General features: G+C 36.8%; 21 protein-coding genes. All 21 read right to left on the reverse strand.

Annotated elements, in window-relative coordinates; all coding sequences use genetic code 11:
• Positions 1–37: 37 nt before the first annotated feature.
• Positions 38–1,507 carry a cobalamin-dependent protein gene (locus KJA13_02790; GenBank protein MBZ9577940.1) on the reverse strand — a complete coding sequence of 490 codons (1,470 nt, stop codon included), beginning with the start codon at positions 1,505–1,507 and terminating at the stop codon, positions 38–40.
• Positions 1,508–1,542: 35 nt separating this feature from the next.
• Positions 1,543–2,727, reverse strand: coding sequence for a U32 family peptidase (locus KJA13_02795; GenBank protein ID MBZ9577941.1), 1,185 nt, complete (start codon positions 2,725–2,727; stop codon positions 1,543–1,545).
• Positions 2,724–4,214 carry a B12-binding domain-containing radical SAM protein gene (locus tag KJA13_02800; GenBank protein MBZ9577942.1) on the reverse strand — a complete coding sequence of 497 codons (1,491 nt, stop codon included), beginning with the start codon at positions 4,212–4,214 and terminating at the stop codon, positions 2,724–2,726. Before KJA13_02800 ends, KJA13_02795 begins: the two co-directional genes overlap by 4 nt.
• A gap of 20 nt (positions 4,215–4,234) precedes the next feature.
• The gene (locus KJA13_02805) at positions 4,235–5,287 is read right to left on the reverse strand and encodes a hypothetical protein (protein ID MBZ9577943.1); all 1,053 of its coding nucleotides are present in this window, start codon (positions 5,285–5,287) and stop codon (positions 4,235–4,237) included.
• Positions 5,288–5,294: 7 nt separating this feature from the next.
• Positions 5,295–6,818 carry a DUF2079 domain-containing protein gene (locus KJA13_02810; GenBank protein MBZ9577944.1) on the reverse strand — a complete coding sequence of 508 codons (1,524 nt, stop codon included), beginning with the start codon at positions 6,816–6,818 and terminating at the stop codon, positions 5,295–5,297.
• A gap of 25 nt (positions 6,819–6,843) precedes the next feature.
• Positions 6,844–7,644 carry a polysaccharide deacetylase family protein gene (locus tag KJA13_02815; GenBank protein MBZ9577945.1) on the reverse strand — a complete coding sequence of 267 codons (801 nt, stop codon included), beginning with the start codon at positions 7,642–7,644 and terminating at the stop codon, positions 6,844–6,846.
• A gap of 3 nt (positions 7,645–7,647) precedes the next feature.
• Positions 7,648–8,634 (reverse strand): radical SAM protein, encoded by a 987-nt coding sequence (locus tag KJA13_02820; GenBank protein ID MBZ9577946.1) that lies wholly within the window; start codon positions 8,632–8,634, stop codon positions 7,648–7,650.
• A complete protein-coding gene (locus tag KJA13_02825) occupies positions 8,601–10,139 on the reverse strand; it encodes a B12-binding domain-containing radical SAM protein (protein MBZ9577947.1) in 1,539 nt (512 codons plus the stop codon). Before KJA13_02825 ends, KJA13_02820 begins: the two co-directional genes overlap by 34 nt.
• Positions 10,140–10,148: 9 nt before the next feature.
• Positions 10,149–11,570, reverse strand: coding sequence for a cobalamin-dependent protein (locus KJA13_02830; protein ID MBZ9577948.1), 1,422 nt, complete (start codon positions 11,568–11,570; stop codon positions 10,149–10,151).
• Between the two features lie 8 nt (positions 11,571–11,578).
• Entirely contained in the window at positions 11,579–13,138 is a 1,560-nt protein-coding gene (locus KJA13_02835; protein ID MBZ9577949.1) for a radical SAM protein, read from the reverse strand.
• Positions 13,083–14,594 carry a radical SAM protein gene (locus KJA13_02840; GenBank protein ID MBZ9577950.1) on the reverse strand — a complete coding sequence of 504 codons (1,512 nt, stop codon included), beginning with the start codon at positions 14,592–14,594 and terminating at the stop codon, positions 13,083–13,085. The genes KJA13_02835 and KJA13_02840 overlap by 56 nt, the downstream gene beginning before the upstream one ends.
• Positions 14,595–14,865: 271 nt before the next feature.
• Positions 14,866–15,543, reverse strand: coding sequence for a glycosyltransferase family 2 protein (locus tag KJA13_02845; protein MBZ9577951.1), 678 nt, complete (start codon positions 15,541–15,543; stop codon positions 14,866–14,868).
• Positions 15,544–16,380 carry a glycosyltransferase family 2 protein gene (locus tag KJA13_02850; protein MBZ9577952.1) on the reverse strand — a complete coding sequence of 279 codons (837 nt, stop codon included), beginning with the start codon at positions 16,378–16,380 and terminating at the stop codon, positions 15,544–15,546.
• Entirely contained in the window at positions 16,349–17,710 is a 1,362-nt protein-coding gene (locus KJA13_02855) for a radical SAM protein (GenBank protein ID MBZ9577953.1), read from the reverse strand. Before KJA13_02855 ends, KJA13_02850 begins: the two co-directional genes overlap by 32 nt.
• The gene (locus KJA13_02860) at positions 17,707–18,087 is read right to left on the reverse strand and encodes a hypothetical protein (GenBank protein ID MBZ9577954.1); all 381 of its coding nucleotides are present in this window, start codon (positions 18,085–18,087) and stop codon (positions 17,707–17,709) included. The genes KJA13_02855 and KJA13_02860 overlap by 4 nt, the downstream gene beginning before the upstream one ends.
• Entirely contained in the window at positions 18,084–19,406 is a 1,323-nt protein-coding gene (locus tag KJA13_02865) for a glycosyltransferase family 2 protein (protein ID MBZ9577955.1), read from the reverse strand. Before KJA13_02865 ends, KJA13_02860 begins: the two co-directional genes overlap by 4 nt.
• Entirely contained in the window at positions 19,403–20,638 is a 1,236-nt protein-coding gene (locus tag KJA13_02870; protein MBZ9577956.1) for a radical SAM protein, read from the reverse strand. Before KJA13_02870 ends, KJA13_02865 begins: the two co-directional genes overlap by 4 nt.
• Positions 20,631–21,776 carry a radical SAM protein gene (locus KJA13_02875; protein MBZ9577957.1) on the reverse strand — a complete coding sequence of 382 codons (1,146 nt, stop codon included), beginning with the start codon at positions 21,774–21,776 and terminating at the stop codon, positions 20,631–20,633. The genes KJA13_02870 and KJA13_02875 overlap by 8 nt, the downstream gene beginning before the upstream one ends.
• Positions 21,777–21,780: 4 nt before the next feature.
• Entirely contained in the window at positions 21,781–22,851 is a 1,071-nt protein-coding gene (locus KJA13_02880; protein MBZ9577958.1) for a radical SAM protein, read from the reverse strand.
• 34 nt (positions 22,852–22,885) lie between these two features.
• A complete protein-coding gene (locus KJA13_02885; protein MBZ9577959.1) occupies positions 22,886–23,848 on the reverse strand; it encodes a radical SAM protein in 963 nt (320 codons plus the stop codon).
• 33 nt (positions 23,849–23,881) lie between these two features.
• Positions 23,882–25,246, reverse strand: coding sequence for a radical SAM protein (locus KJA13_02890; protein ID MBZ9577960.1), 1,365 nt, complete (start codon positions 25,244–25,246; stop codon positions 23,882–23,884).
• Positions 25,247–25,251 lie beyond the last annotated feature (5 nt).

Below are 25,251 nucleotides of genomic sequence, written 5' to 3' on the forward strand. Positions count from 1 at the left end.
GGAAGTCCTTAATATAATAGTTTATTCTCAAGGGCTATTAATTCTTGCCGATATTTAATCTCTTGTTTGCCGTGCTCAATAGATACAATATATACCTGTTGATTAAGACATACCCGCCGTAAAAGAATTTCCAAAGATTTGCTTTTCTGTATCTTAAATAAGATATAATCACTTTGGGCCTCAGGTAAAATTCACACATTGCTTTTCGCTGAAAATTTAGCAAATCCTTAGCGTCCATATCGCATGGGACATAGACAGGGTTACCACTGCAATCAGCCCAATCGTGCCAGGAAGTAAACTTTTCCGGCTCAAAAATAGAATCTGTATTTTTAAAGAGGTCTTCAAAGAACTTGGAGCCTGGATAGGGAACGGCAAGGTTGAATTTTGTAACATCGCAATTTAATTCTTTAGCAAACTTGATGGTCTCTTCACATGTCTCTTTTGTCTCCCCGGGTAAGCCTAAAATAAATGAGCCTAATGTATATATCTTCGATTTCTTAACAATCCTCATTGTCCTCCTTGCTTGCTCTAATGTAGTTCCTTTATTATTCCTATCTAAAACGGCCTGGTTTCCCGACTCAAGGCCAAACATGACCAGATGAACGCCTGCCCTCTTCATCATCAGCAGTAATTCTTCATTTACTAAATCTACCCTGGTCTCTGTGCACCACTTAATCTTTTTATGCAGGCCTCTTTGAATCAGTTCTCTGCAAAATTGCAAACCGAATTCTATAGAAAAAGGGAAATTGGTATCAAAAAAACCAAAATATCGGGCATCATATCTATTGCACATATATTCTAATTCTTTTATAATATCCTCGCTCTTTCTATAATTTGGCCTTGGATAAATTTTGTCCTGGGCGCAAAATGAACATCTATAAGCGCATCCCCTCGAGCCTAAAATTGGCAATGCCAACTGTTTATCTATAATTGCAAGCGGAATATCTGTATAACGCCTAAGGTCAAAAAGATGCCATGCGGGATAAGGCAGTTCATCTAAATTTCTAATAAAAGGCCTGTCTGGATTGTGGGTTATAGAATTCCCATCTAGAAAACTAATGCCTCTTACACTGCGTAAATTGCCTTTTTTCTTAATCGCTAAAGCAAGCTCCAAAGTCGTAACTTCGCCCTCTCCTCTCACAATAATATCCCCGGTTTTTTGCCCTAACAGTTCTTCTGCAAAGATTGTAGCATGGATGCCTCCTAATGCTATCGGGGCATTGCTAAATCCCCTTATTTGATTAACAAGTACTTTTACATTATTAATTGTCGGCGTAAGGCAAGAGAAACCTATAATTCCCGGATTATATTTTTTAATTTCGTCTAGAAGTCTTTTGTTATTCATCTTATTGGCAAATTGATCTATAGCCTTAACTTCTATGCCTGCTTTCTCAAGAACAGCGGCAATAGAAGCAATGCCAAAAGGAAGAATGGGGCGAAAAAAGCTTCTAAGTTTTTGGCTTTTTTCGACCAAAGCCGATGTAGGGTTTACTAATAATATTTTCATAATTTATTATTACTTATAGGAGTTTCCCTACCAAATTAACCCCAATATTTAAAAATTTCGCCTGAAATAATCTCTTTCAAAAACCTGCTGTAATTATTAGCATCGTTTTGTTTATATTCAGGGTTAATCCTAACAGTTTGTTCGGCAATTTTTATACAATATCTGCAATCTTCGCAAGAATTGAGGTAGCAGTCTTCTTTCAAGAAATGGTCTATAAAGCCATCTAACTTTCTATTGTCAATATAGACATCTAAATCTTTCAGCAGGCCTTTTTTTCTAACTAATTTAAATATATTTACCGCAAATGGATGGAAGAAGTATTTTATTTTATGGAGAAAATTTGGCCTTTTAAGCCATAGGCTCTTTGATGGATTCATAAACAGGTCATACAAGTTGCCATCGTGTTTCCTGTTTAAATAAGTATCTACAATAAAGGCGATGGCTTCGGTGGTCATATTCCTATCTACAACCTTGAATTTTTCAATGCCCATGTCTTCATAAACTGCAATATCCTCCGGCCTTATCCACGCCGAACGGATAAAATTTACTGGGTCGGCAATCATCTTGCTCCTGCACATAAACCGGCAATAATCGAACATAAAGATTCCCAGCTTACTCGATGTTTGCGAACCGTGTGAACTAAGATTATGGTGGTAAAGAAATAACGGACAATCTTGGATGCAATTATCATTTACAATAAGTTGCAATTCGCATCTTACGCTTTCCTTAATCTTTTTCATCAATTTAAATCTGCGTGTCATCTCGGTTTGCGGCAAAGTGATTATTGAAGCCCCTAAGTCTTCCCAAAACTTGGCCTTAATTACCGAATTGACATGGGCAAAACAAGATACCGAAATTTCGAAATGGGGGTAATGCTTCCTTATCAACTGCGTAAGATAGGGAATTGCTACCACAACTCCGTCTGCCTTAATTTCAGACAACCAAGTTAAAAGTTCATGTATTCTCTTCTGGCCAGACCCGGTCAATTCTCGACCGCCTATACAAGTAGAATTTAAGATATAATAAAATTTTAAGCTATTATTATGGATTTCACAGATGTGTTTCTTTATTTGCTTCTTTGTTACTTTTAGCGATATACAAGAAGGCCTTCCGCCTCCAAAAAAGTCCCTGTCCAATTTTCCATACACTGTGTCTATATTTGGTTTATTTATTTTCTTGATTAAATCGTTCTGCCAGTTTGTAGGAACCGTTAACTTCATAGCAAGCAACGCCTTTTATTTTTATAATTCTTTGATTTAGCGATAATTCCTTTGAGTAGCATTGAAGCCAGCCACAAAAATCCAAGAAAAAGGTTTTTCAAGGTTACTGTTCTCTGTAAAATATGGTTCATAATAGCCCTAGGCCTTACATAAAAATCAAACATTGCTCTCCTCTGCAAATATCTCAGGGTCTCGCTGTCTAAATCTTCCGGGCAATAAACAAGGTCGCCTTTTGCTGATGTCCAATCGCTCCAACTAGTAAACTTTTCTGGCTCAGCTACCTTTTTATTATGCCTGATGAAATCTTCAAAGAATTTGGATCCGGGGTAGGGAACGGCAATATTAAACTTTACCAAGTCGCATCTTATCTCCTTTGCAAATGTTATAGTCTCCATACAAGTGTCTTTAGTCTCACCCGGAAGTCCAAGCATAAACAGGCCCTGGCTCAATATCCCGGCTTTTTTTGTTTCCTGTACTGCTATTCTCGCCTGTTCTAAGGTAGTTCCTTTATGGATACTTTTAAGGATTCTTTTATTTCCGACTTCTATGCCATACATAATAAGATGCACCCCTGCTTCTTTCATTGCCTTTAATAGTCCCGGGGAAACCTTATCAACTCTTGTCTCTGTACACCACTTAAGCTTTTTGTGCAGCCCGCGCTTTATCATGATATTGCAAAACTTTAATCCGGATTCCTCATCGAAAGGAAAATAGGCGTCGGAGAATCCAAAATACCGTATTTTACAAGAAGTTAAGAAGTATTCTATTTCATCGACAACCTTATTTAAATCGCGATACCTTACCTTAGCGTATACAGTGTCTTGAGAACAATAATAACATCTATAAGGGCACCCTCGTGACGCCATTATCGGTATTGCCCTTGAATTAGATATCGCAGATAGAGGAACTTCACTATAATCATCTAAATTTAAAGCATCCCATGCCGGAAAAGGCAGTGCATCAAGATTATCAATAAGCCTGCGCTCTGGGTTGTGTCTTATTCCTCCAGGCAAACGGAAACTAATGCCGGCTACATCCTCTAATTGTTTGCCCTGCATAAGATGATTGCATAACTCCAGCATAGTTGTTTCTCCCTCTCCCCTCACTACAATATCAGCTGTGTAATCCTTAAGCATTTCTTCAGGAAAACAGGTGGCATGAATATTACCCAAAACAATTTTACTGCTAATTCTTGACTTGCGGATCAGTAAAACCAGCCTTCTAATATCGGGCATAACCGGCGTAAGCGCAGAGAAACCTATAATAAACGGCTTTTGCTTTTTGATAGAATCGATAAGTTCGCTGTCAGGCATCTTTCTTGCATACTGGTCGATAACAGAGACCTTTAGGCCATTGTTACGGAGCACGGCGGCAATATAGCATAGTCCAAGCGGAGCGATAGGAGTGCAGAATCTGCGGTAGCCCCAACTGTTATTTATTAATTTAGAATTAGGATTTATAAGCAAGACATCCGTATCTCTTTGCATTTGCACAGGCCCTTAAAATTTCAAACTGTTTCGAAGAGTTTATTAATCTCTTTCAATAAGCATTCTTTTTTGGTCTGATCAACCGAGACCTCTACGCTGTCCATATAAAAGGTATCCTTTGTTAAATATATCTTTAACAGGGACTTAATATGCCTTTCCTTTGAAAGTACGCCATAGAGCTCTTTGCGATTGCAGAAATATAAGCATTTGAGGCCGGTCCTAATAAAAAGCGTGGGAAAAAATTTTAAGAGAATGCTAATAATCGAAGAATATCTACTTTCCGCAACCGAAGTGTTTACTAACCTAAAACAATTGCCGTTATAGCTTTTTTGGGAATATGCCATCGCACAATTAATAATCCAGTTGGCAGGCTTGGTTCTTCCCCCCAGTTTAAGGAAATCAACCCCTATCCCCTCATATTTTTTCACATCATTTGGGTAAATAAACCCCGTCTCTCTAAATAATGAGGGATTGTTTAATTTTAGCTTTAAGCACTTGAATATCCCTTTTTGAAAGTGCCCTGCGCTCTCTAAGTGCTCTCTCCAATAAGGGCAATTGGGAAGGCAGATGTTATTTGCCAAAAGCTTTATCTGTAAAGCTGTCTTTTGCTTGACCAGCCTGATAAACTCCAAATCGCTATTTTTAGTATAATCTAAGCAAATGACGTCACAGTCGAGTTCTTTAAATAGCATTGCCTCCTTAAGAGAATCGATTTTGCAGGCAATGGAACTGCAGATTTTGAAAGGATATTCCTTCTTAACGAATGAAATAAAGCTGTAATTGGAGGCAGTTACCATATCCACATTGATTTTGCTGAGTCTATCTAAAAGAGCAATCCTCTGTTTGGTAATAGTTATATTGGGATGATTTAGGACATAGTTAAATTTGATGCCTAATTCATGAGAGTATTCTACATATTCTTTAAATCTTCCCGTATCAACTTTAGGCAAAGCGTACGAAGGCAAAACAGTTCCGCCGGCATCATTCTGTAAACTACCATAAGTATCGTGGACTGTGCCTTTCAGCTTTTCGAGAATCCTAAAGTCAAAGTTTGTGGGGGCGGATATCTTCATTTTTGTTTTATTCTAACAGAAGTCGCATAATATAAATTAATGCTTCTGCATTTTTATTTTTATTGTATCCTTTTCTCGCCAGCAGCCAGCCGTCCTCCATATGCACTACTCCGTAGTTATCTTCCGCCAAAAAGTATTTTAATTGCAAGAGAAGTTCTTTCCTATCGATGTGATAAAGGTCGTCTTTTAGCAAATCTACAAATATATAATCCCATTTATATTTCCTGATAAGGACTTCTCGGGATAACACACCCAAGAATTTACATCGTCCAAGGTGCGGCGCTAAGGATTGTAAAGTTATGCAAGATGCTCCGGAAGGAATCTTCTTTAATAATTTATGTCCGATTTCGCTATGTCTTGTGGGCCTGTAATATCCAAAATGAAAATTTTTGCTAAATGGCATAGGCCCCAACTTATCCCCAAATACGCCTTTCGGCTTTACATAATAGTGCTGCAGAAATGCAACTATTAAGATCAGTACAGCTAATATCTTATGTAATAATTCCTTTTTTATGCCTTTATATTTAACAAAGAACTTATTAATGGCCTTCTCTGTTCCATATACAGCGCCGGCAAAGATAAAGGCTAAGATTAAAAAATGTCCCGAGGAATGCTGATTTCTGAGCAATATAAACCCTATTTCTGGTATGATAGGCAGAAGATGCAAAGGGGACAAAAATACAAAGATATTAGGCAAAGGATAAAAAGCATAAAGGAACATATTGTCTAGGTTGAAGAGATTTTTTATAAACAACGATGGGTTATTTAAAGCGTATCGCAAAGCCTCTATCAGACTACTGCCGTATCGGTCAAAATGCAACATTGGCGCGGGGAAAGACTGAGCTGTTAATTTAAGATAAATAAAGCAAAGGCCCGTTGTAACTATTAGCCAAATAGAGCTGATTTTTACAACTGTTTTTCCATATTTGCTTTTTGCTTTAGAAAAGGATAGGATTAACCCCAAAATAAGAGTCATTACCACTGTATCGACCTTTGACATATTAGCTAAAATTATAAAAAAAATGAATTTCCCGAAATTCTCTTTTTCCAAATAATAAAAAGCAAACAAAAGGAAAGGCAGCCCCAGCGAAAGAGGAATATAGCCTAACATTGCGCCTGTGGTTACAATAGGATGCAAAAGATATGCGATAGAAAAGGCGCCGGCTAAATAGGCACTATACAAGCGCTTTCTTGCGAGAAAATATATAGGCAGAGCCGCGCTTGCCATTATAATACTTTGAAAAATATATAGTGCTTCGGCTCTGAGAATAAATTTATAGATAAATGCGATTAGGTAATTAATAGGAGTGAACAAAAAAAACAATACAGCATATTCGGGGCAAACATATACATTAAAAATACTGATACCTTCAGATAATTTTGGATAAATATGTATGAACTGCCATCCAAATAAAGTAGGAGAAAATATTTTAAATTTTAAAATATTTATAAAAGCGAAGGCGATTGCAAAAATTAGGCTAAAGACGCAAATTATAATAAAGCTTAAATTATAATGTTTGTTGGAGCTCATGCGCGCGCTCTGTAATGTATTTATTTTACACCTTTCGGGATAAATAATTATGGATTGTCTCTGCCCTGAGGTCCTTTCTTTTGCACCATGCCAGAAAGTTATCCAGCAAGCCTAAAGTCTTATTTCCCGTATTGCGTGTTATCACATAAGGCAACTTAAAAGGCATTTTCCGGTCAATATTAGCAAAGTCCCAAGAATGAAAATAAATGTTGATATAGTCATGAGTAAAGAGCGCCCAAGATGTGCAAAATTTAGCATAATTCAGGCCAAACCATCGAAACCAAATCCAAGAGAAAGGCAACCTGATAATTGGAGTAACCGAGATAGGAATATTTACTAATCCGCTCTTTGACTTCATTCTCCTAGATTTCAAAAAATTACAATAGCGACCGGGGACATATGTAGGATGGCAACTGTTGTCATAATCAAATCCAGACTTTCTAACAATATCAAAAGGCAAAACAACTAATTTGTGATTTTTGAAACCGTAAATCTTCGTCCTTATATTCTTTTCTATTTTTTCTTTGATATATTTAATCTCGGCAATGGTCTCCTGGGCATTGCCATTTTTTTTATAATCTATGTTAGCATGAAGGCCCACTTCATGCCCATCAGCGATTAATTGCCTTAATAGGTCGGGATACGTCTCTGATATCTTCTCAGTAACAAAAAAGGTAATTTTAATTGAATGGTCTCTAACAACTTTAAGCAATCTCTGTATTCCCGCAAAAGCTGTCTCGAGCATTAATTCTTCCGATATCGCTGCTCCGAAATCAAAAGGCAGGCTAAACTCCTCAAAGTCGCATGCTAATAGCAATATTTTCATTTTTTACTCGAATGTCCCTTTGATAACTTTGATTAAAGAAGGTATTTTAAACAAATAAACCATATTAAGCTCTAAAGTCCCTGTGCACCAGCAATATGGGCAGGAATGTAACGGTAAAGCGCTAAAGGCTTTTTTTACGCCGGCGTTTACACAATTTGCTGTGCCTGCAACTCTCAGGCCTTCACAGGGGTGCATATCTCCATTTGGTTTAATATGGCAAAAAATCCTGCCGCCGATGCAACTGTTAAGTTTTTTCCCCTCGGGGTAAAATCTGAGATAACTTAAAGCGGGCAGGGAATTAAGCACGTATTTATTTCTTTTAGCCTCCCGTATAATATACGCAATCTTTTCTCTATATAGACCGGTGGGAGGAGTTAACCATTTTATATCTTTTTTGCCAGAGTGGATATATTTTAAAGGAGAAAACCTCACGGGAATTTTAAGTTCCTTGCTTTTATTTATTATAAATTCAATATACGGTAAATTTAATCTATTCAATGTAGTGTTAAAAGCTACTTTAATTTTGTGTTTCTTGGCTATAGAAGCTGCTTGTAAAGTCCTCTTATATGCTCCTGGTCCTCTTAATTCATCCTGAATGAATTCTGGACCATCAAAGCTCAGCTTTAGCATATATATATTCTTTAAAGATTCTATGCGTTCCGGGACCAGGGCTCCATTGGAAATAACTTGAGTTTGTACATTTTTACGCCGACAATAATTGATTATTTGACCGAGGTCACTCCTCAACAATGGTTCTCCGCCGCAGAAACTGATTATCGCAGTCCCCATTCCTTTTAAATCATCAATAATTGATAAAACTTCGCTCGTTTTTAACTCGCCCCCTGAATCAAACGCAGGAATACCGCAATATTTACAATTATAGTTGCATCGGTATGTCAGATACCAACTCACCGCCAAAGGAAGCCTTTTATTGAATAATCGCGCACTCAAAAGCCCTAATGCGCTTTTACATTTTGACCTGAAATCCATTTTTCAGTATTAAATATAGGATTTTTAAGCCCTTTTGCTATTTTCTTCATTGTAAAATAGGAATAACGAATATAATATCTTCTCCGGGAAATATCCAGCCGGTCCTTTGCCAGCATGGTAAACGGGGCCTCGATGATTGACGGACTAAATAAAGGCAAGAATAGATACAGCCTTTTCTCAATAAACCAATTGTATATTCCCGGGGGCAAAAAATGTAAAATAAGCAACAACCAATGAAATCTAATTTTATTTTTCGGGTGAACTTTGTTCTGCAGCGTGTTAGCTGCCTTGCATGGGTTCTCTTCCAAAACATCAATAAGTTCATTGGTTAAAGCTCTTTCTCTAATTCCTGCTTTAATAATTGGGGTGCCGGGAAAATATATTAACCAAAAAACACAAATCCTATTTGGCCTATTCTCATTATAGAATTTTGCCATTTCTACCAAATCATTCTCGGTCTCCTGAGGTAAGCCGATGATATTATCTACCACGCAGCGAATTTTGAATTTTCTGCACAGATGTATCACTTCTCTTACCTGATTGTTGTCTTCTTCTCTGTTGAGAATCTTCTTTCTTAAAACCTGGCTTGTGCTCTGGACCCCCAGGCATAATTGGTAACATTTGATATTTTTCAAATATTTCATTACATTTTCATTGATGGTGCCTGGCGAACCAAAACAATATGACGGTATGTCTATATATTTTTTATATTGATTAGAAAATTCTTTCAACCACTGCTCATTGCATGTAAAGAGGTCATCGTTTATCCGCAGGCGTTTAAAATTATATCTTTTTTTTGCCTCTTTTAACTCTTGAATAACATTTTGCACGCTTCTGAAGCGTATTTTCTTCTGGCCGGGATAAAGCTTCTGCCATACGCTATTGTGGCAATAGGAACAGCTATTTACGCAACCCCGGCGCGTTATCGCTGTATAACCATTCCTGTATCGAGGGATTACCTCATAGTATAATTCTTTATCGGGGAAAGGCAGTGTATCCAGGTCATCAATATAAGGCCTTAGGGGATTCCTGATGATTTCGCCATCATGTCTAAACCAGATATTTCTAATTGAATAATCTACCTTTTTCTTTCGAAAGCTATTTGCCAGGTCCAGAAGCGGGTATTCTCCCTCCCCAATAATTACGGAGTCTACGCAACTGTTTTTCAACACCTTCTCAGGCACAGATGTAGGATGAATACCGCCAAAAGTAATGTGCGCGGGGGGAAGATGTTCCTTTAGCTGTTGAGCTAATCTTAACGCCCAAATATATTCAGAACTAACTACAGAGAACGCCACGATATCGGGGCAATAGTCTATGATTTGCTTTATGAGAAATTTCTCATAATTAAAGACTTTATCTAAATATTTAATGCTAATAAACGGATCGTTAAACAATTTAGGATCGAATGCTAAACGGGTAAAATGGCCATGCGATTTTAAAACTGCTGATAAATATTCAATGCCTAAGTTCTCAAAAGCGCCATAAACGAACATTAGTTTCATATTAACTTCTCAATCTAATTTTATATCGCTTTTCACTGTCCACAGCCCAATAGCAGACCTGAAATATCTCTTACATTCATCGAAGGATTTTATGCCAAAAATAATTTTTGCTAAACGGGAAGGCCTGAAATAAAATTTACGATACGCTTTAATTGTATAATGTTCGATTTCCTTCTCAGAAACATCTGTCCAGGGTGTCGGAAGACGCTCTTCGCCCGCTATTCCCAGAATATGCTCTCTCCAGTAGTCTCTATTTGTAATTCTTTTTACCTCATCATACAAAATTGTTGTTGGCTTAGCCACAGTTTTGTGAAATTGTGCATAGTCCAAATTCAATTTCGAGGCGAAATTAATAGTATCTTTTATGGTCTCTATAGTATCGCCCGGCGCGCCTATAAGGAAAAAACCGAGAGTTAATATGCCTTTTTGTTTAGTCAGGTTAGCAATCTTCCTAATGTACTCTAAGGTTATGCCCTTGCTTACATTATCCAAAATATTTTGATTCCCACATTCTATTCCATAATAGATTCTACTGCAACCTGCGCTTTTCATCTCATTCAATAATTCTTCATCTATTTGATCGGCTCTTGCTCTACAAGCCCAAGACAGACCAATTCTTTTTTTTCTTATAGCTTTACAGATCTCAATTACTCGCCTTTTATCAAAGGTAAAAATGGGGTCGAAAAATTCTATCTCGCGTATATTGAATTTTCTAAAACACTGCTCAATTTCATCAACAACGCCCTCTGCCTTTCTGGCAGAATAAGGTATGTTTTTCACATGACAGAATCCACACTTGCTTGGACAACCTTTAGAAGTAATCATTATCGTGAAGTTTTTTCTTTTAGACATAACTGTGTAATACTTATGATTAGGCAATAGCTGCCTGGCGGGAAAAGGTAAGGTATCAAAATCTTCTTTTAATGTGTCGGGAGAGTTAATAAAAACCTCTCCCTCACGCTTATAACAAACCCCTTTAATCTCACTAATATCTGCTTTATGCTTTAAAGCGTCTAATAAATGTGGTAAGGACTTTTGGGCTGAACCAATAATGCCATAATCTATTTCTTTATGCGACATTACCTCTTTAGGGTAAAGCTCCAATAAAATATTTCCTACTATCATTGGTAAATTTGTAGTCTCTTTTAAGGACTTTATCCATCCCAATGTCTGGCGAAACATATATACCGTAAGCATAAAACCCAGCATATCCGGTTTAAAACTATTAATCTGCTGTAAAACTTTTTGTTTTGACAATCGGGGGCGGCAATTAGCGTCGATTATTATTACTTCGTGCCCTGCTCTTTGAGCAATAGCAGCAGCATACGCTAAACCCAAAGGCGGAGGCTGTGTAAACTCCCGGCTTACAACATCTATATCTTCTTCAAACCTCTTGTGGTCAAAAGGAGGAAAAATAAAGGCAATTTTCATAATTTTAATCAATTATCATACCATTTTGGTCTTTTTAAACGCATAAAACCCGTAATTCCCTTATATTTCTTTCTTCTTAAGATAATATCTCTAATCTCTAAAAGCATCATCTTTATAGTATTTCTAAAAAACCACCAATAAAGCCCCCGTTTGTGTTTGTAGCGAGAAAAAAGGCCCCTGACTAGCCAATGAGGACGATACAAGACATATCTCTTATTAAGTTCCATATTCAAATTAGCGAAATCCTCTCCGGATAAACCGGTGGAAGAACGCATTACGGGAGTAGACCAATCATACTTTGTGAAATCCTTTTCTTCCAAGAGATTCTTTTGTTTGGCTTCTTGATGAAGGTAAGTACCTGGAACAGGGGCAACAGGATGGAAGGCAGGGTAATCAATATCTATCTCCACGGCATACTTTACTAAATTCAACATAGATTCTTTGGTATCAAAAGGTAAACAAGTAACGAAAGTCCCTTGTCTAAAGACCTGGGGATATTTCTTTTTAAAGATTAAGAAAACCTCTTTTACTAATTCGCGAGTATAAACAGATTTCTTGATTTTTCTAAGGTCTTCACTGCAGTCCCTTTCTACCCCGATTAAAGGATGAACCAATCCTGCTTTGACCATCTTTTCTAAAATTCCCGCGCGTTCGTCTCTTAAAACAAAGTCGGCGCGTAAAAATGCCCACCAATATAGATCTTTATAATTTCTCTTCAGGAGTCTTTCGCAAAATTCGTCCGACCACTCGGGGTCCACATTAAAGGTAGGATCAGCCCAGATTATATATCGCCTATTATATTTCTGATAAACAATATCTATTTCCTCCAACATCCTATCCACACTCTTACTTCTATATTTCGGATTTACTTCCAAATTTCCTTTTTCTATATCTACTTTGACTTGCCTGCCCCAGAATGTCCAGAGAGAACAAAAATTACATCTATCTATACATCCCCGAGAATGTTCCAGAGTAGCGCTTTGCGGCCAAAGATAGCCGAATGGAGAATACTCCCCCATTGGCATAAGGTCATAAGCCGGTAAAGGCAATGTGTCTAAGTCTTCAATTAAAGCTCGTAAAGGAGTTCTAATTATCTGTCCGTTACTTTTATAAGCTATTCCTTTTATTTCAGATAAGTCTGCTTTATTCCTGAGCGCATCGATTAATTCTACTATTGTCTGCTCTCCTTCAAACCTTGCAATGATATCAATTGGAAAGTTAGTTAAACTATAATCGACCATCCAGGAAAAGAAGTGGCCGCCGGCAACTGTAATTGCTTCCGGGTTTACGTCTTTGGCCAACTTAAATAACCTTACTGCCTCATGATGGTAAAGTGCTTCTTCCCCAGCTCCTACTATATCTGGTTTCTCTTTTTGCAATATTTTCTTTAAGTTTTCCCACCCTATTTTCAACGGCGGGCAATCAATAATCTTTACTTCTACCTCAGGCAATTTTGCTCTTATGGCTGCGGCAATACAGGGTAACCCCAGGGGTAAAAGGAAATTATCGGATTCATTTATAAAAGGCCAGAGATACCTCGGAGGCCTTACTAAGAGTATTTTTTGCATATTTTTCTCCTTTTCTTTTCCCTCGTGTGGCATAGTATTCTGGAATAAGCACCTTATCTAAAAGTTGAGGATCTTTTTTAGACATCTCAGAAATCATTGCTATCATAAGTTTTGTCTTATAACGAAATAATTCGCAATAATAAGGATTTGGTTCTCTTAAATTTTTATTTGCGAAATAATTTAAGTTGTAACAAGAACCGCAACCCCTACAAATCCTTCTTGCCCAACATTTGTTGCAGGCATCACTTGAAGAAATTTTGATAGCTGTAAAGTTTTTTAGTTTTTTCTCATTTATCCCATTATTTACTGTTCCTATTCTACACTCTGGAATTCCTATAAAGGCAGTGCAAGGATATAAACTTCCATCCATATCAACTGCAATAAGACTGAAACCCGCAGAACAAGTTCCTACAACTGACTGAATATGATATAAGCGGCTTAGCTGTTTAAAGAAACGATTAAAATAGGTATTCTCATAAGCCAAGCTTCCTTTAATAATCTCTTGGGTGTAAAAAATAGCTAAATTGTAGTAAAGGGATTTAAGCTTCCGTAGTCCATCCGGACCAGAAAAGAAAAACTGATTATTTGATTCTAATCCATAACCGGCTTTCTCACTTTCACAAACCTCTATACGCTCAAATCCTAAACCGCGTAAAAATTTAAATGTACTTATAATTTTGGTATAATAAGGAGTGAACGTTGCCCTTCCCACTATGCGCCTTCTATACTTCCCTTTAAGAGAATTTATATTATCTATTATTACCTCAAAAGAACCTCTGCCATCAGGAAAAGGGCGCTGAACATCCTGAATCTTCTTTGAACCATCAAGACTCACAGCAATATCCACCCCATTTTCAATTAAAAATTTAGCCCTTTCTTCAGTAAGCAGCGTTCCATTAGTAGCAAGCAAGAAACGGAAGTTAATCTTCTTTTTCTTCTGAATCTTTCTACAATATTCAACAGTTTCTCTAATAAGGTTGAAATTTAAAAGAGGTTCGCCTCCATAAAAATCTACTACTAAATCTTTAGCACCTTTTGACTCCTTGATTAATAGATTTACTGCTTTAAATGCAACTTTTTCCTCCATTTTTTGTTTGCCTGTGAAAAAACCGCCATAGGCACCACTTTGATTCCAACAATAGCGGCAACGTAGATTACAGTTATTTACAATATTTAATGTAACATCGGTTATCTTCCTTTCAATATCTCTATCATTCTTTACCTGCACTGGTGAAAAAAGGATTCTTTTTTTCTTTAATTTGGATAAATTCCTGATAGCCACAGCGACAGATTCATATTCATATTTCCCGCTGAGTCGATGCATTACTTCTCTTTCAGGATAGCGATGCAATAGAGTAATAGCTTCTGCAGCAATCTTATCTACTTCAAAAAAATTACCGCTCCCGATATCTACAGCAAAGCTTTTACCCCACATTTTAAATTGGTAAACTTGCATTTTATTTGTCCTTTTTAATCAAGAAAATCGCTGCGTCAACAGCACCTGCGGTTCGCGATAACTCTAATACGATTTTCGCAGTGGTATCTGATGTTTTTATACTTTCCTATACCATAAAGAAGATGTTTCACGGGGGGAGTGCCGGTAGGCATTCCCCCCGTGAAAGAAAACCTTACCAAAGCACCCGACCACAACGACAGAAAGCTGCACGATACTTACGTGTGCTTTTGCGCCTGTTTAGTAATCGAACCACAGCCACGCCTCCTTTCCCTCATTTTAGAATCCTATACTTTAATAGGGTAAATATGGCTATAAAACCGTCGAACCAACGAATCTTCTTTCCTTCTTTCCTGCTTCGTGGTTGATAGATAACAGGTATCTCTTTAATCCGACACCCTCTCTTCAGTAATTTAGCGGTTATCTCAACCTCAAACTCAAATCCTTGCGAATCAAAGCCTATATCGCTAATAATTTCCCTCCTAAATAGTTTAGTTGGCGTCTCCACATCCGTTAGCTTGGAAAGAAATAATATATTTGTAAACCATGTAACCAATTTGTTCCCCGCCAGCATCAATATTGGGAATTTATTCCTTTTGTATAAGAACCGTGAACCATAAACTACTTCTGCTTGTTCTTCTTCTGCCGTCTTTAGAACTCTTAATATTTCTTTAGGCGCGACCTCCAAATCAGCATCTTGAATAACGAGATATTCTCCTCTCGCATGAGAAATAGCTGCTCTAATAGCAGCTCCTTTGCCTTTATTTTTCTTAAAATAAATCTTTTTAACAAAAGAGGGAACCTTTTTATTTTTTATTATCTCATCGGTGCCATCAACAGAGCCATCATCGATTACTATAATTTCCTTGTCAATGGGTAATTCTGCTGTTTCATTTATAACTTTCTTTATGCTGTTCTTTTCATTATATGCGGGGATGATAATAGAAACCATTTATTTTAAGGCTTTTATCGTACCTCTATTAGTAAGAACTAGATAAAGTAATCGAGGTAAGTCATAAAATAATAAAGGAAATACTCTTTTCGAATAATTCTTAAGACCTTCATTTTTTATTATGGAATAATAGCGGTTGCGAAAGCAAAGATACTGTCTTACCTTTTTGGATGTACCTGAGCTATTGCCATAATGATAGCAAATAGCCTCCGGGCAAAATAGGGCTTTCCAGCCTTTTCTTTGCGCACGCCAGGCTAAATCCACATCTTCAACTAAAAAGAAAAACCTTTCATCAAAGTAGCCTGTATCTTCTTTTATATCTTGGAGCATCTGCTTTTTATAAAGTGCGCAAGCTGTGCAGGCACCAAAAATATATTTAGATTTGTCAAATCGTCCACAATTCTTTTTTCCCTTCCCAATATCGTAGAATCTTCTCAACCAAGAAAGATATATTCCATAAGAGTAAATTGTTTTTCTATCAGAATTTAATATTTTTGGCTGCAGTATACCTATTTCAGGAGAGAGATCCCCGATTGCTTTAAGGACTTTAGAGAAAAAATCTTTTTCTAAAATTACATCACAATCTAAGATTAAAATCCATTCGCCTGAGGAGGCTTCAATAGCTTGATTTCTTGCCCCGCAGGCGCCAAAATTTCTTGGATTTTCGATTAAGTTAACTTCAGGATAGTCTCTTTTAACTAAAGCAACGGTACCGTCTTTTGAGCTATTATCTACAATAATAGCCTCAAAATCTTTGTAATCCTGGTAAAGTAGAGAATCTAAGCAGGGTTTGATATATTTTATGCTATTGAAGGTTAAAATTATTATTGAGAGCAAGTCTTATCCTTTCTAAATCTCTATTGCTCAACTCTTGCGTCTTTACAACACACTTATAATTAGCATCATAGTCTGGCCAATGTTCCGAAAGCAGCCTTCCTTTATTCCTGATATATTCGAAATATTCGGTTCCAGGGAATGGAGTGGCAAAAGAAAACTGCAATGAATCCGGCTGGGAATCTTGAATAAATTTAACCGTCTGCTGGATGGTTTGTTTTGATTCTCCCTGAAGTCCCAGACAAAAAGTTAGATGCACCTTTATACCCAACTTTTTAGTGAGTCTGATTGCCTGATACGCTTTATCTAAATCCATATTTTTTTTACAAAGATTCACTATATTCTGGTCTGCCGACTCAATGCCATATTTAATAGCGCATAACCCAGCACAAGACATAGACTCCAAAAGGGTCTCATCCATAAGGTCAGCCCTTGCCATAGCTGCCCAAGGGATTTCAATCTTTTTCTTTATTATTTCATTACAAATAGCTAAAACATGCTCTCTGTCAATGTTAAATACATCATCGTCAAAATAGACTGCCTTAAAATTAAATCGCCTAATCAAACATTCCATCTCTTCTACGACAGCTAAAGGGCTTCTTTTGCGGTGTTTATGCTCTCTATACATTGTTTGCGGCCAAAGGCAATAGCTGCAATGAAACGGGCATCCCCGAGTTGTCCACATCTGCACATTAGGAGAAGGCAGGCTTGCAAAACCATCATTATATTTATAGATCGGGACATCCTCCCTTTCCGGCCAAGGCAAGCTGTCCAGGTTGTCAATAGAGGGCCTTTCGTTATTAATCCTAACTTCCTCACCCCTGCGATAGGCTAAACCTAATATCGATTCTAAATCCAAACTGTTTTCTAAACAATTAACCAAATCTAATAGAGTATACTCGTATTCTCCGACTAGTATATAATCGATAACGTCGTATTCTTCGAGACTTTCCTTAGAGAATACGCTTGCATGAGGGCCGCATATTGCTATGCGGCAGTTGGGTAAAGCGTTATAGATTCTATGAATAGTCCTTAAATCGTTCTTAAATGAAGGGGTAGAACTCTCCACAACGATAAGTTCTGGTTTAAAAGAATTTAACTTTTCAATCAGGCATTCTTCACCAAGACCCTCGGCAATGGCATCGATTAATTTAACCTTTCGGCCTTCTTTTTTCAGGAGCGAGGCAGCATAGGCAAGAAAAAAAGGAAAAGGAATATAATGGATTAGGCCGTCTTTCTCCGGTAGAGAAGTAAATGGCCATCGTGAACCAGCCCTTACGCCTAAACGCCGGTTCTGTCTCCATGGAAGATTCAATAACGCTATACGCATCATTTCTTAAGGTCTAAACGCCTTTCGATTTGTTCAAAAAAGGCCTTTATTTGATAAATATGTTGGTTTATATCCTTTAAATCGCAATTTATTTGTTCGCAGTTGTTAGAAATGGACTGCAGTTGTGTCTTTAGGTCTTTTTGGAAATCAATCAAGAGAAAATCTTTTAAATCAAAAAGCATTTGCCCAATATCGCCAAGCATTCTAATTACTGCAGCTAAAAGCAGGCCGCCCAACAGTATTGAAAGGCCGCCTATTAATGAACGGACTTCACCAAATTTGAAAATGATTAAATAGCCGCTTATGGAAATTGCAGAAATTGCAATTAACCAGGAAAAAACCAATAAAGCCATCGTTATAGGCATCTTATTTATCTTCATTTTTTAGACATCTCCTTTCTAAAAATAGAATTATCATAATCTGTTCTTTCTGCAGAAACTTCAATCATCTTAACTATTTTCGGGAAAGCGAACATTAGCCCGTCTAACCACTTCTGGAAGTTAGAAGATAATTCTCCCAAAAATAAAGTATTGAGGTTGGAGTGTTCCTTTTTGCAAAATTGATGCCAATTCGGGTGCAGGTCGATTAGATTTAGTAGCTTATTTAATAAATAATAGTCGCTTATTTCATAAATAGAAAGTAATAGATGTTTATATAATATCTCCTGAAAATGTTTACTGTTAAATCTCTCCTGAATGAATCTACCCAAAACTAGATTTAAAGCAAAAAAGTTTTGTAAAAAGGAATTTATCTTCGGCATTAATGTGGATAAATTCTTTTTGGCAAAATCGAGATGGTAAAATAAAGTTAAATCCAGCAAAGAGAGCCAAAAGGACAAAATAGGATTGCTTAAATATTCCTGCTTGGCTTGAGAAGTAAAATACTCAAAATCTTTCAGGGAATGGTGCAAGGCTAATAAAAAGTCCAAATAAATTAATTCGTGTTTATCAGAAGCGATGTCTTCTCCTATATACCGATTTGCCAAACCAATATTATCCTTCAGTTTGCAAGAAAAATTGTTTTGATTAGAATAATATTTCCTGTCCCGGTAATAAGCCGCATTCCAGCTCCAAAAAGTATTTAGGACTGAACAGATATTATCCCGTTTTAAATGGTGGGCTATTGCTTTAGGTTCATAGATAAGTGTATATTCTTCTTGCTTAAGTTGCTTGCATATATCTACATCCTCGTAATTATTCCTGAGGTGTTCATTATAAAGGCCCGCCTTTACTAAAGCCTGCCTGCGAAATACTGCATTTGAACCAAATAGGAAAGGAGGCGCTGTTTGCTCGTCAATCCAATACTGCTTCATATGCACACGCCGCCAGAGATCAAATACCGAAGAAGAATGCGCTTCCAGGAGCCTCCCTCCTACTCCTGCTATCTTAGGTGAATCAAAGCGCTTCATCAGGCTTTCAAGCCAGTCAGGTTTAGGGATGCAGTCCGCATCCAAAGCAGCAATAAATTCCGCATTTGTATTTTTTATCGCTGTATTTCTGGAACTTGCTAATCCTGCATTATTTGTATGTCTGATAAGCCTCACCGGGTAGCGAGAAACAATATCAACAGTTCTATCCGTCGAAGCATCATCTATAACTATAACTTCATCGGGGGCAAGGCCTTGCTTAAACACTCCTTTAAGCGCTTCTTCTACATATGCCTCGGCATTAAAACAAGGGATATAAAGACTAAGTTTCATCTTTCCTTATTTATTTCTCTCCTAAGCCTTTCCTTTAATAGACCGATCTCTTCAAGCGCCTTCTCAACTTTATCTCTATTGTCCAGAGTTATGGCCTTAATTCTTTTTTGAGGATTTTTAGATACCCTATTAAAGATGTTTTTCAGGGAGCCCCTGTAAGACCTATAAAACCTATATCTTAATTTCATCTGAGCAAGTTCACTCCTTAAGAATTGAATAAATTTATTTATTAGTCTTTTGCAAGAGATGCTCTTTATCTTTTTGGCCTTATTAAGCAGGCATTTTTTTCGCCCGTCCTGTCCAAACAGCTCATCATAACAGCTCATCATGCACCCGGGACAACCCTCTTTAACGATTGATTCTCTTATATAATTATGTCTTTTTGAATTCCATAATTCAAAAAAGCTGATTTCTTTCAGACTCCCTATCTGCCTATTCCCATTTGCAATAACCCAGCAAGAAAAAACATCGCCTTTTGCATTTATGGGACAAGATGTCCAAAGCGCGCTGCAGTCCTTCTTAGAGACTATCGTTTCTCCGCTTAAATAAGAAGGGACCATCCTCAAATAGCTTTCGGGATTAGTGGAAATACCGTATTTAGCGCTAAGGATAATTATTCCCTCAAATATTTCCCGCAATTTCTTTTTATCTTTCCTGTCTATAAAGAAGTCTTTTTCTCTTAATGGATCATTAACAAAAATTCTACTAAAGGGCTGGAATCTTACAGTAGTAGCCCTGTAATTCCTTGCCAATTCTACAATATAAGGCAGCTCTTTATAATTATGCCGCGATACCATCGCGGCTACGGTAGATTCGATTTTGTATTTTCTTAAATTTTCCAGAGCAAGGACTGCTTTATTAAACGTCCCCTCACCCCGCAAGCTATCATGGACTTCCTCAGTTCCCTCAATAGAGATGTTAACCACATCCACCCCTGATTTAGAAAGTCTGCGCGCAATTTCTTTATTTATCAAGCATCCGTTAGAGGTAAGACAGACATTAAGTCGATTGCTTTTCGCAAAAGCGATTAATTGAAATATATCTTCTCTTAATAAAGGCTCTCCCCCGCTAAGCACTATAGTCTGCGCGCCAAGTAAAGATATGTCCTTTATGATTTCTTTCCAGCGAACAGTGTTCAACTCTTCCATCTCTTTAGATGGGATATCACACATTTTACATCTTAAGTTACAACGATTAGTTAATGATATAATGACTTCTTTTAACTTAGGCATCTTTATAGTCTCTTAGCCTGTTTTCATAACTCTCGAGTATTTTTAATGCTTCTTTTAAAAGTTTATCTCTACGTGTCTCATTCTTTAAGTTCTCAATAAAGTTATCAAAAGCGCTTAACAATGAATCGGACTCGGGATGGGCCCAACAAGTCTGCAAGCACGGCTTTTGGCAGACCTTCATTAATCTTCTCGCCCTGAATGCCGCTTCTGTATCCAAACATTTATCCAAATTCATATCTTTGATATTTCCGAAAGCAGAGCCACAGCTTCTTACTTCACCATCAGGGCCTATGTTTATAAATACAAAGGGATTGCACTTCCAATTTTCTCTACTCAGGCTGCCATCAAAATATTTAATCCAAAGATAGGGATCATGCAAGAAAGCTATCATCCCATATTTGGCTTGATAATCTACAATTATATCTATTTGTTCTTTTAATACCTCTAAATCCTCTCCCCTTATCCAAAAAGGAGCGCCGGGAGAAGTATTCTGCATATCGTCTTGAGAGACAATTACCGGATGATAAACCAGACATTCCACCCCTAAATCTCTGACCAAAGAGATAATACCAAATAATTCTCCTAAATTCTCTTTCATTATAGTTGTCCAAACCGATATTTGCGGACCATTTTCTATCTTTCTTTTTGCTTCTACAAGATTGTCTATGCCGCTTATAGCTTTCTGGAAGCTTCCTTTTTGCCTTATTAAATCGTGCGTCAATCCTTTTGCTCCGTCTATGGAGATGGCAATGTTTCGCAAGCCAGAGGAAATTATTTTATATGCCAAATTTCTATCTATTAATGCCCCGTTAGAAACAACCTCTATTTTTAAGCCGGCTTTAGCTGCATAATCAATTAATTCAAATATGTCCTCTCTTAACAAGGGCTCTCCGCCTGTTAGCACTATTACGCTGTCCTGTTTCCAGCCAGCAATCTGGTCGAAGGCCCTCTTTGCTATTTCTGTTGGCAGTTCATAGCCATTTAATATCTTTACTACCCCGCACATCTGGCAATTGTATATACATTTGTGGCTTAAACTTATATAAACCCAGCATGGCTTCGCATAAGGGCATTCTAAGACTTCTGAGAAATAATAAGCTAAATTTGTTTTAAATTCCTTAAGAGAATTCTGATTCATCTGATTATTTATTCCTTAACAGTCTTCTAAAAGATGGAAGGGAAAAACACATCTGATAACAATAAGTTTTACAGCGCCTTATTGCAATACGCGCTTTATATGCCCGATAAGAATACCACATCTTTTTAAGGTTATAATCATAGTCTCTTAATGGAATATGGGTCTTGCACATAAACAAACACGGCTCAAGCCTACCCTGTCTTTTTGGATCGGACATAGTGATAAAAAAGTTCTTAAAACCGGCAAAACATCTCCAGTCTTTAGATTGCATTATTCTTTTATAATATTTACATAAAAGCTCGGCGTTAAAATAAGTATTAAGTTTTGTACAATTGGCATTCGTTGCAACAATCTTTTTATAAATATTAACAAATCTCTCTATGTCTTCAGCGTCGGGCCACAAATAGGTTGCGTTAGTATTAGAGAACTCGGTATTATCCGGAAGATATGCAAGTAAATCAAATATATTTACACCCAACTCATCGCAACAGTTATATAAATCATAAATCTCATTTATATTCTTTTTTAACACAAGCATAGCTATTCCTATGGAATATTTATAATTATATTTCTGCCTGACCTCTGCTAAAAATTTTATGCTTTCTATAACCCTATCAAATGATTCAGGATTACCTCTCAAATAGTTGTGCGTATCCCGCAAACCATCAACAGAGATATGAAAATGAGAAACACCTGCTTCTGTTAAACGATATGCGTACTCTTTGAGAAAATACCCGTTGGTAGTAAGGGTAACTTTAATGTCTTTTTGATGTGCAAACTTTGATACTTCAACGGCCTTCTCTCCAACAAGTAAAGGCTCCCCTCCGGTTAAAATAAGTTCTTTTATCCTAAAGTGTTTTTTAGCAATATTGATTATCTTTTTCACCTCTTCCAAAGTCATTTCCTCTTCTTCAGAAGTTGTATATTTATTAACCGAACACATTTTACAGCCTAGATTGCACCTGCTGGTAATGCTAATCTGCAAGACATCAGGTTGAAGTATAGGAAAATTCAGCGAACAGGATATATTAAACAGCCCTAACTTAGCTAAGCTTGCTAAACTCTTAATATTCATTTCTCAAGTTCCCATTCTTTGCTGCTTCTTCTTATCATATAGACTCAAGAATATTATTACATTCTTTGCATATTATTTGTTTTTTATCCAGCCAATTTCTAAATTTTAAATAATTTGAAGCAATTTGTTTAATATGCTGCCTATAGATATTCCCGAATTTTAGACTTGATATATTACAACAAGGGTACACAAATCCTCTAACATCCATATACATCCCATAATGACAGAATTTGGTCTCTTTTGTTTCTAAAGATATTCCTAAGTTTAATTCTACTGCCAGCTCTTGCGCCTTATCTTTTAATCTTTTAAAACTTTGCTGAAAATCCTTACTGTAGAAATCTACTTGTTCTTCAATTGTAGGCATCCCTCCGGAAAACACTACTAAAGGTATCAAGGTTATCTCTTTTACTCCTATTTTATTAGCCAAATTTATAAGAGCTTCGAGGCCGGGGAACGTGCTTTTTAACACTACGGTGTTAAATGATAGAATAGGACTATTTTTTTTAAGTTTATATTTATATGTATTTAATCGGTGAATATTCTGCATTACCTTATCCAAGGTACTATTCGATTTTATTCTTGCATATAATTGCGGGTTTGCCGAATCTATAGATATCCTTATTTTATCTATACCAGCCTCAACGAGTTCCTCTGCAATAAAATCATCGATTAATGTTCCATTGCTCACAAGCCACACAGTCAGCCCTTTTAATTTAGTAAAATGCAGTATCTTTAAAATATCCGGACACAAGAATGGCTCTCCTAAGCCCTGGGAATTCAGCTCCTGTATGTTAAACATAGTAAGTATTTTATCTAAACCCATTTTAAACTGTTCAAAAGATACACTCCGAAGTTGCGGAGATTCCTTCCTTAAGGTTCTCCAGCATATACTGCAGTTGAGATTACAATGGTTAGTAACTTCAAATTGAATTGTTCTAATATTTTGTAAAAGCGGATTTCTTTTATAAAAATCTTTGCTTATGAAGAAACTTTTCATAGTAAAATTAAACAATATTTGTTCTCTCCGACTTTAAGTCTGTAATACCTGTAAAGAAATAAGCCTGGTTACAATCTTAAATATTTTATGACGGAATTCTCTCTCTTTAGGTGTATTATTTGGGGCATACCAGCCATCCTCTTTGAATTCTATGCCATATTTTTGGGCACGGCGATACAGAATAGAATTCCCGGGAATTCCACATTTCTGCCCACTGGAAATAGAACCGAAGTAACGTCTGTTTTTTATTATAAACCATAAGGTCCTGATAAAATCTACCCTTGTCTCTCCCGGAAATCCTATTATAAAAAACGTTGCTGTGCTTATTTTAACTTTATGGGTATTTTTCAGCACTTCCTGAGCCAACTTTATATTAAAATTCTTACCCATAGCTTTTACAATTCTTTGCGAACCACTCTCAATACCGTAAGATAGCCACCTACATCCTGCGCCGTACATTTTTTCCAGAAAATCTTTATTCATTTCCGGCCGAATAATAGCCTTACCCCCCCAATAGACTCCAATTCTCCTTCGGATAAACAAATCACATAGTTTATCCAGCTCTCTTATATTCCCATTGATTAAGGCATCAACTATATCAAATTTCTTAATACCATACCGACTCTTTAGATAGCAAATTTCTTCAAAGACATTCTCCGGCTTTCTATAACGGTACTTATTCCAAAGGGGTTTTGCCCCGCAAAATTTGCAATAATTTATACAACCGCGACTAGCAAGAATAGGCAACACCTCGCTGATATAATCGTCCAAGTTAAAACCGTCAAAAGTAGGAAACGGTATTTTATCGATTTCCTCTATTTCTCCACCTAAGTTATCATAAAGTTTATCTTCTTGATATAAGATTCCTTTTATATGCTTTACATCCTTCTTGTTCTGAATAGCTTTAATGGCATTTTCCAGGATAAGTTCTCCTTCCCCAATAACGACAATATCCACACAGTCTTTTTTTATAAACTCATAACCGTTTTCATGCCGGGAAGCTTCCGGCCCGCCAAAGATTATAATTTTTTTCTTATCCATTTCCTTTATCTCGGCAGCCAGCATTAAACTGGAAAGGTAATTAGAATAATAAGTTGAAAAACATATAATATCTATTCCGCAATCATTGACTTTATCTGCCCATACCTGTATAGATTTTACAATATCTAAATTTTTCAGTATTATTTTGTCGAAATTCTCTTCTGGAAGCCAACAATTGAATTGGTTGCCGTTAAAGAGATATCTTTTATCGGCAGGAGTATTCTTATACAGCTCAATATTAAAATCGAAGATGTTAACATCATAGTTTTTCCGTTTAAGGTAGCTACTTAAATAGGCGGTAGCTATCGGCGGGGCTTCCACATTCCATGCCGGCATCATTACCATTGCAATTTTCAAAAAAT

The organism is Patescibacteria group bacterium (genome assembly GCA_020148045.1).
In the GTDB taxonomy this organism is placed as follows: domain Bacteria; phylum Patescibacteriota; class Minisyncoccia; order Minisyncoccales; family GWA2-38-27; genus JAHCRG01.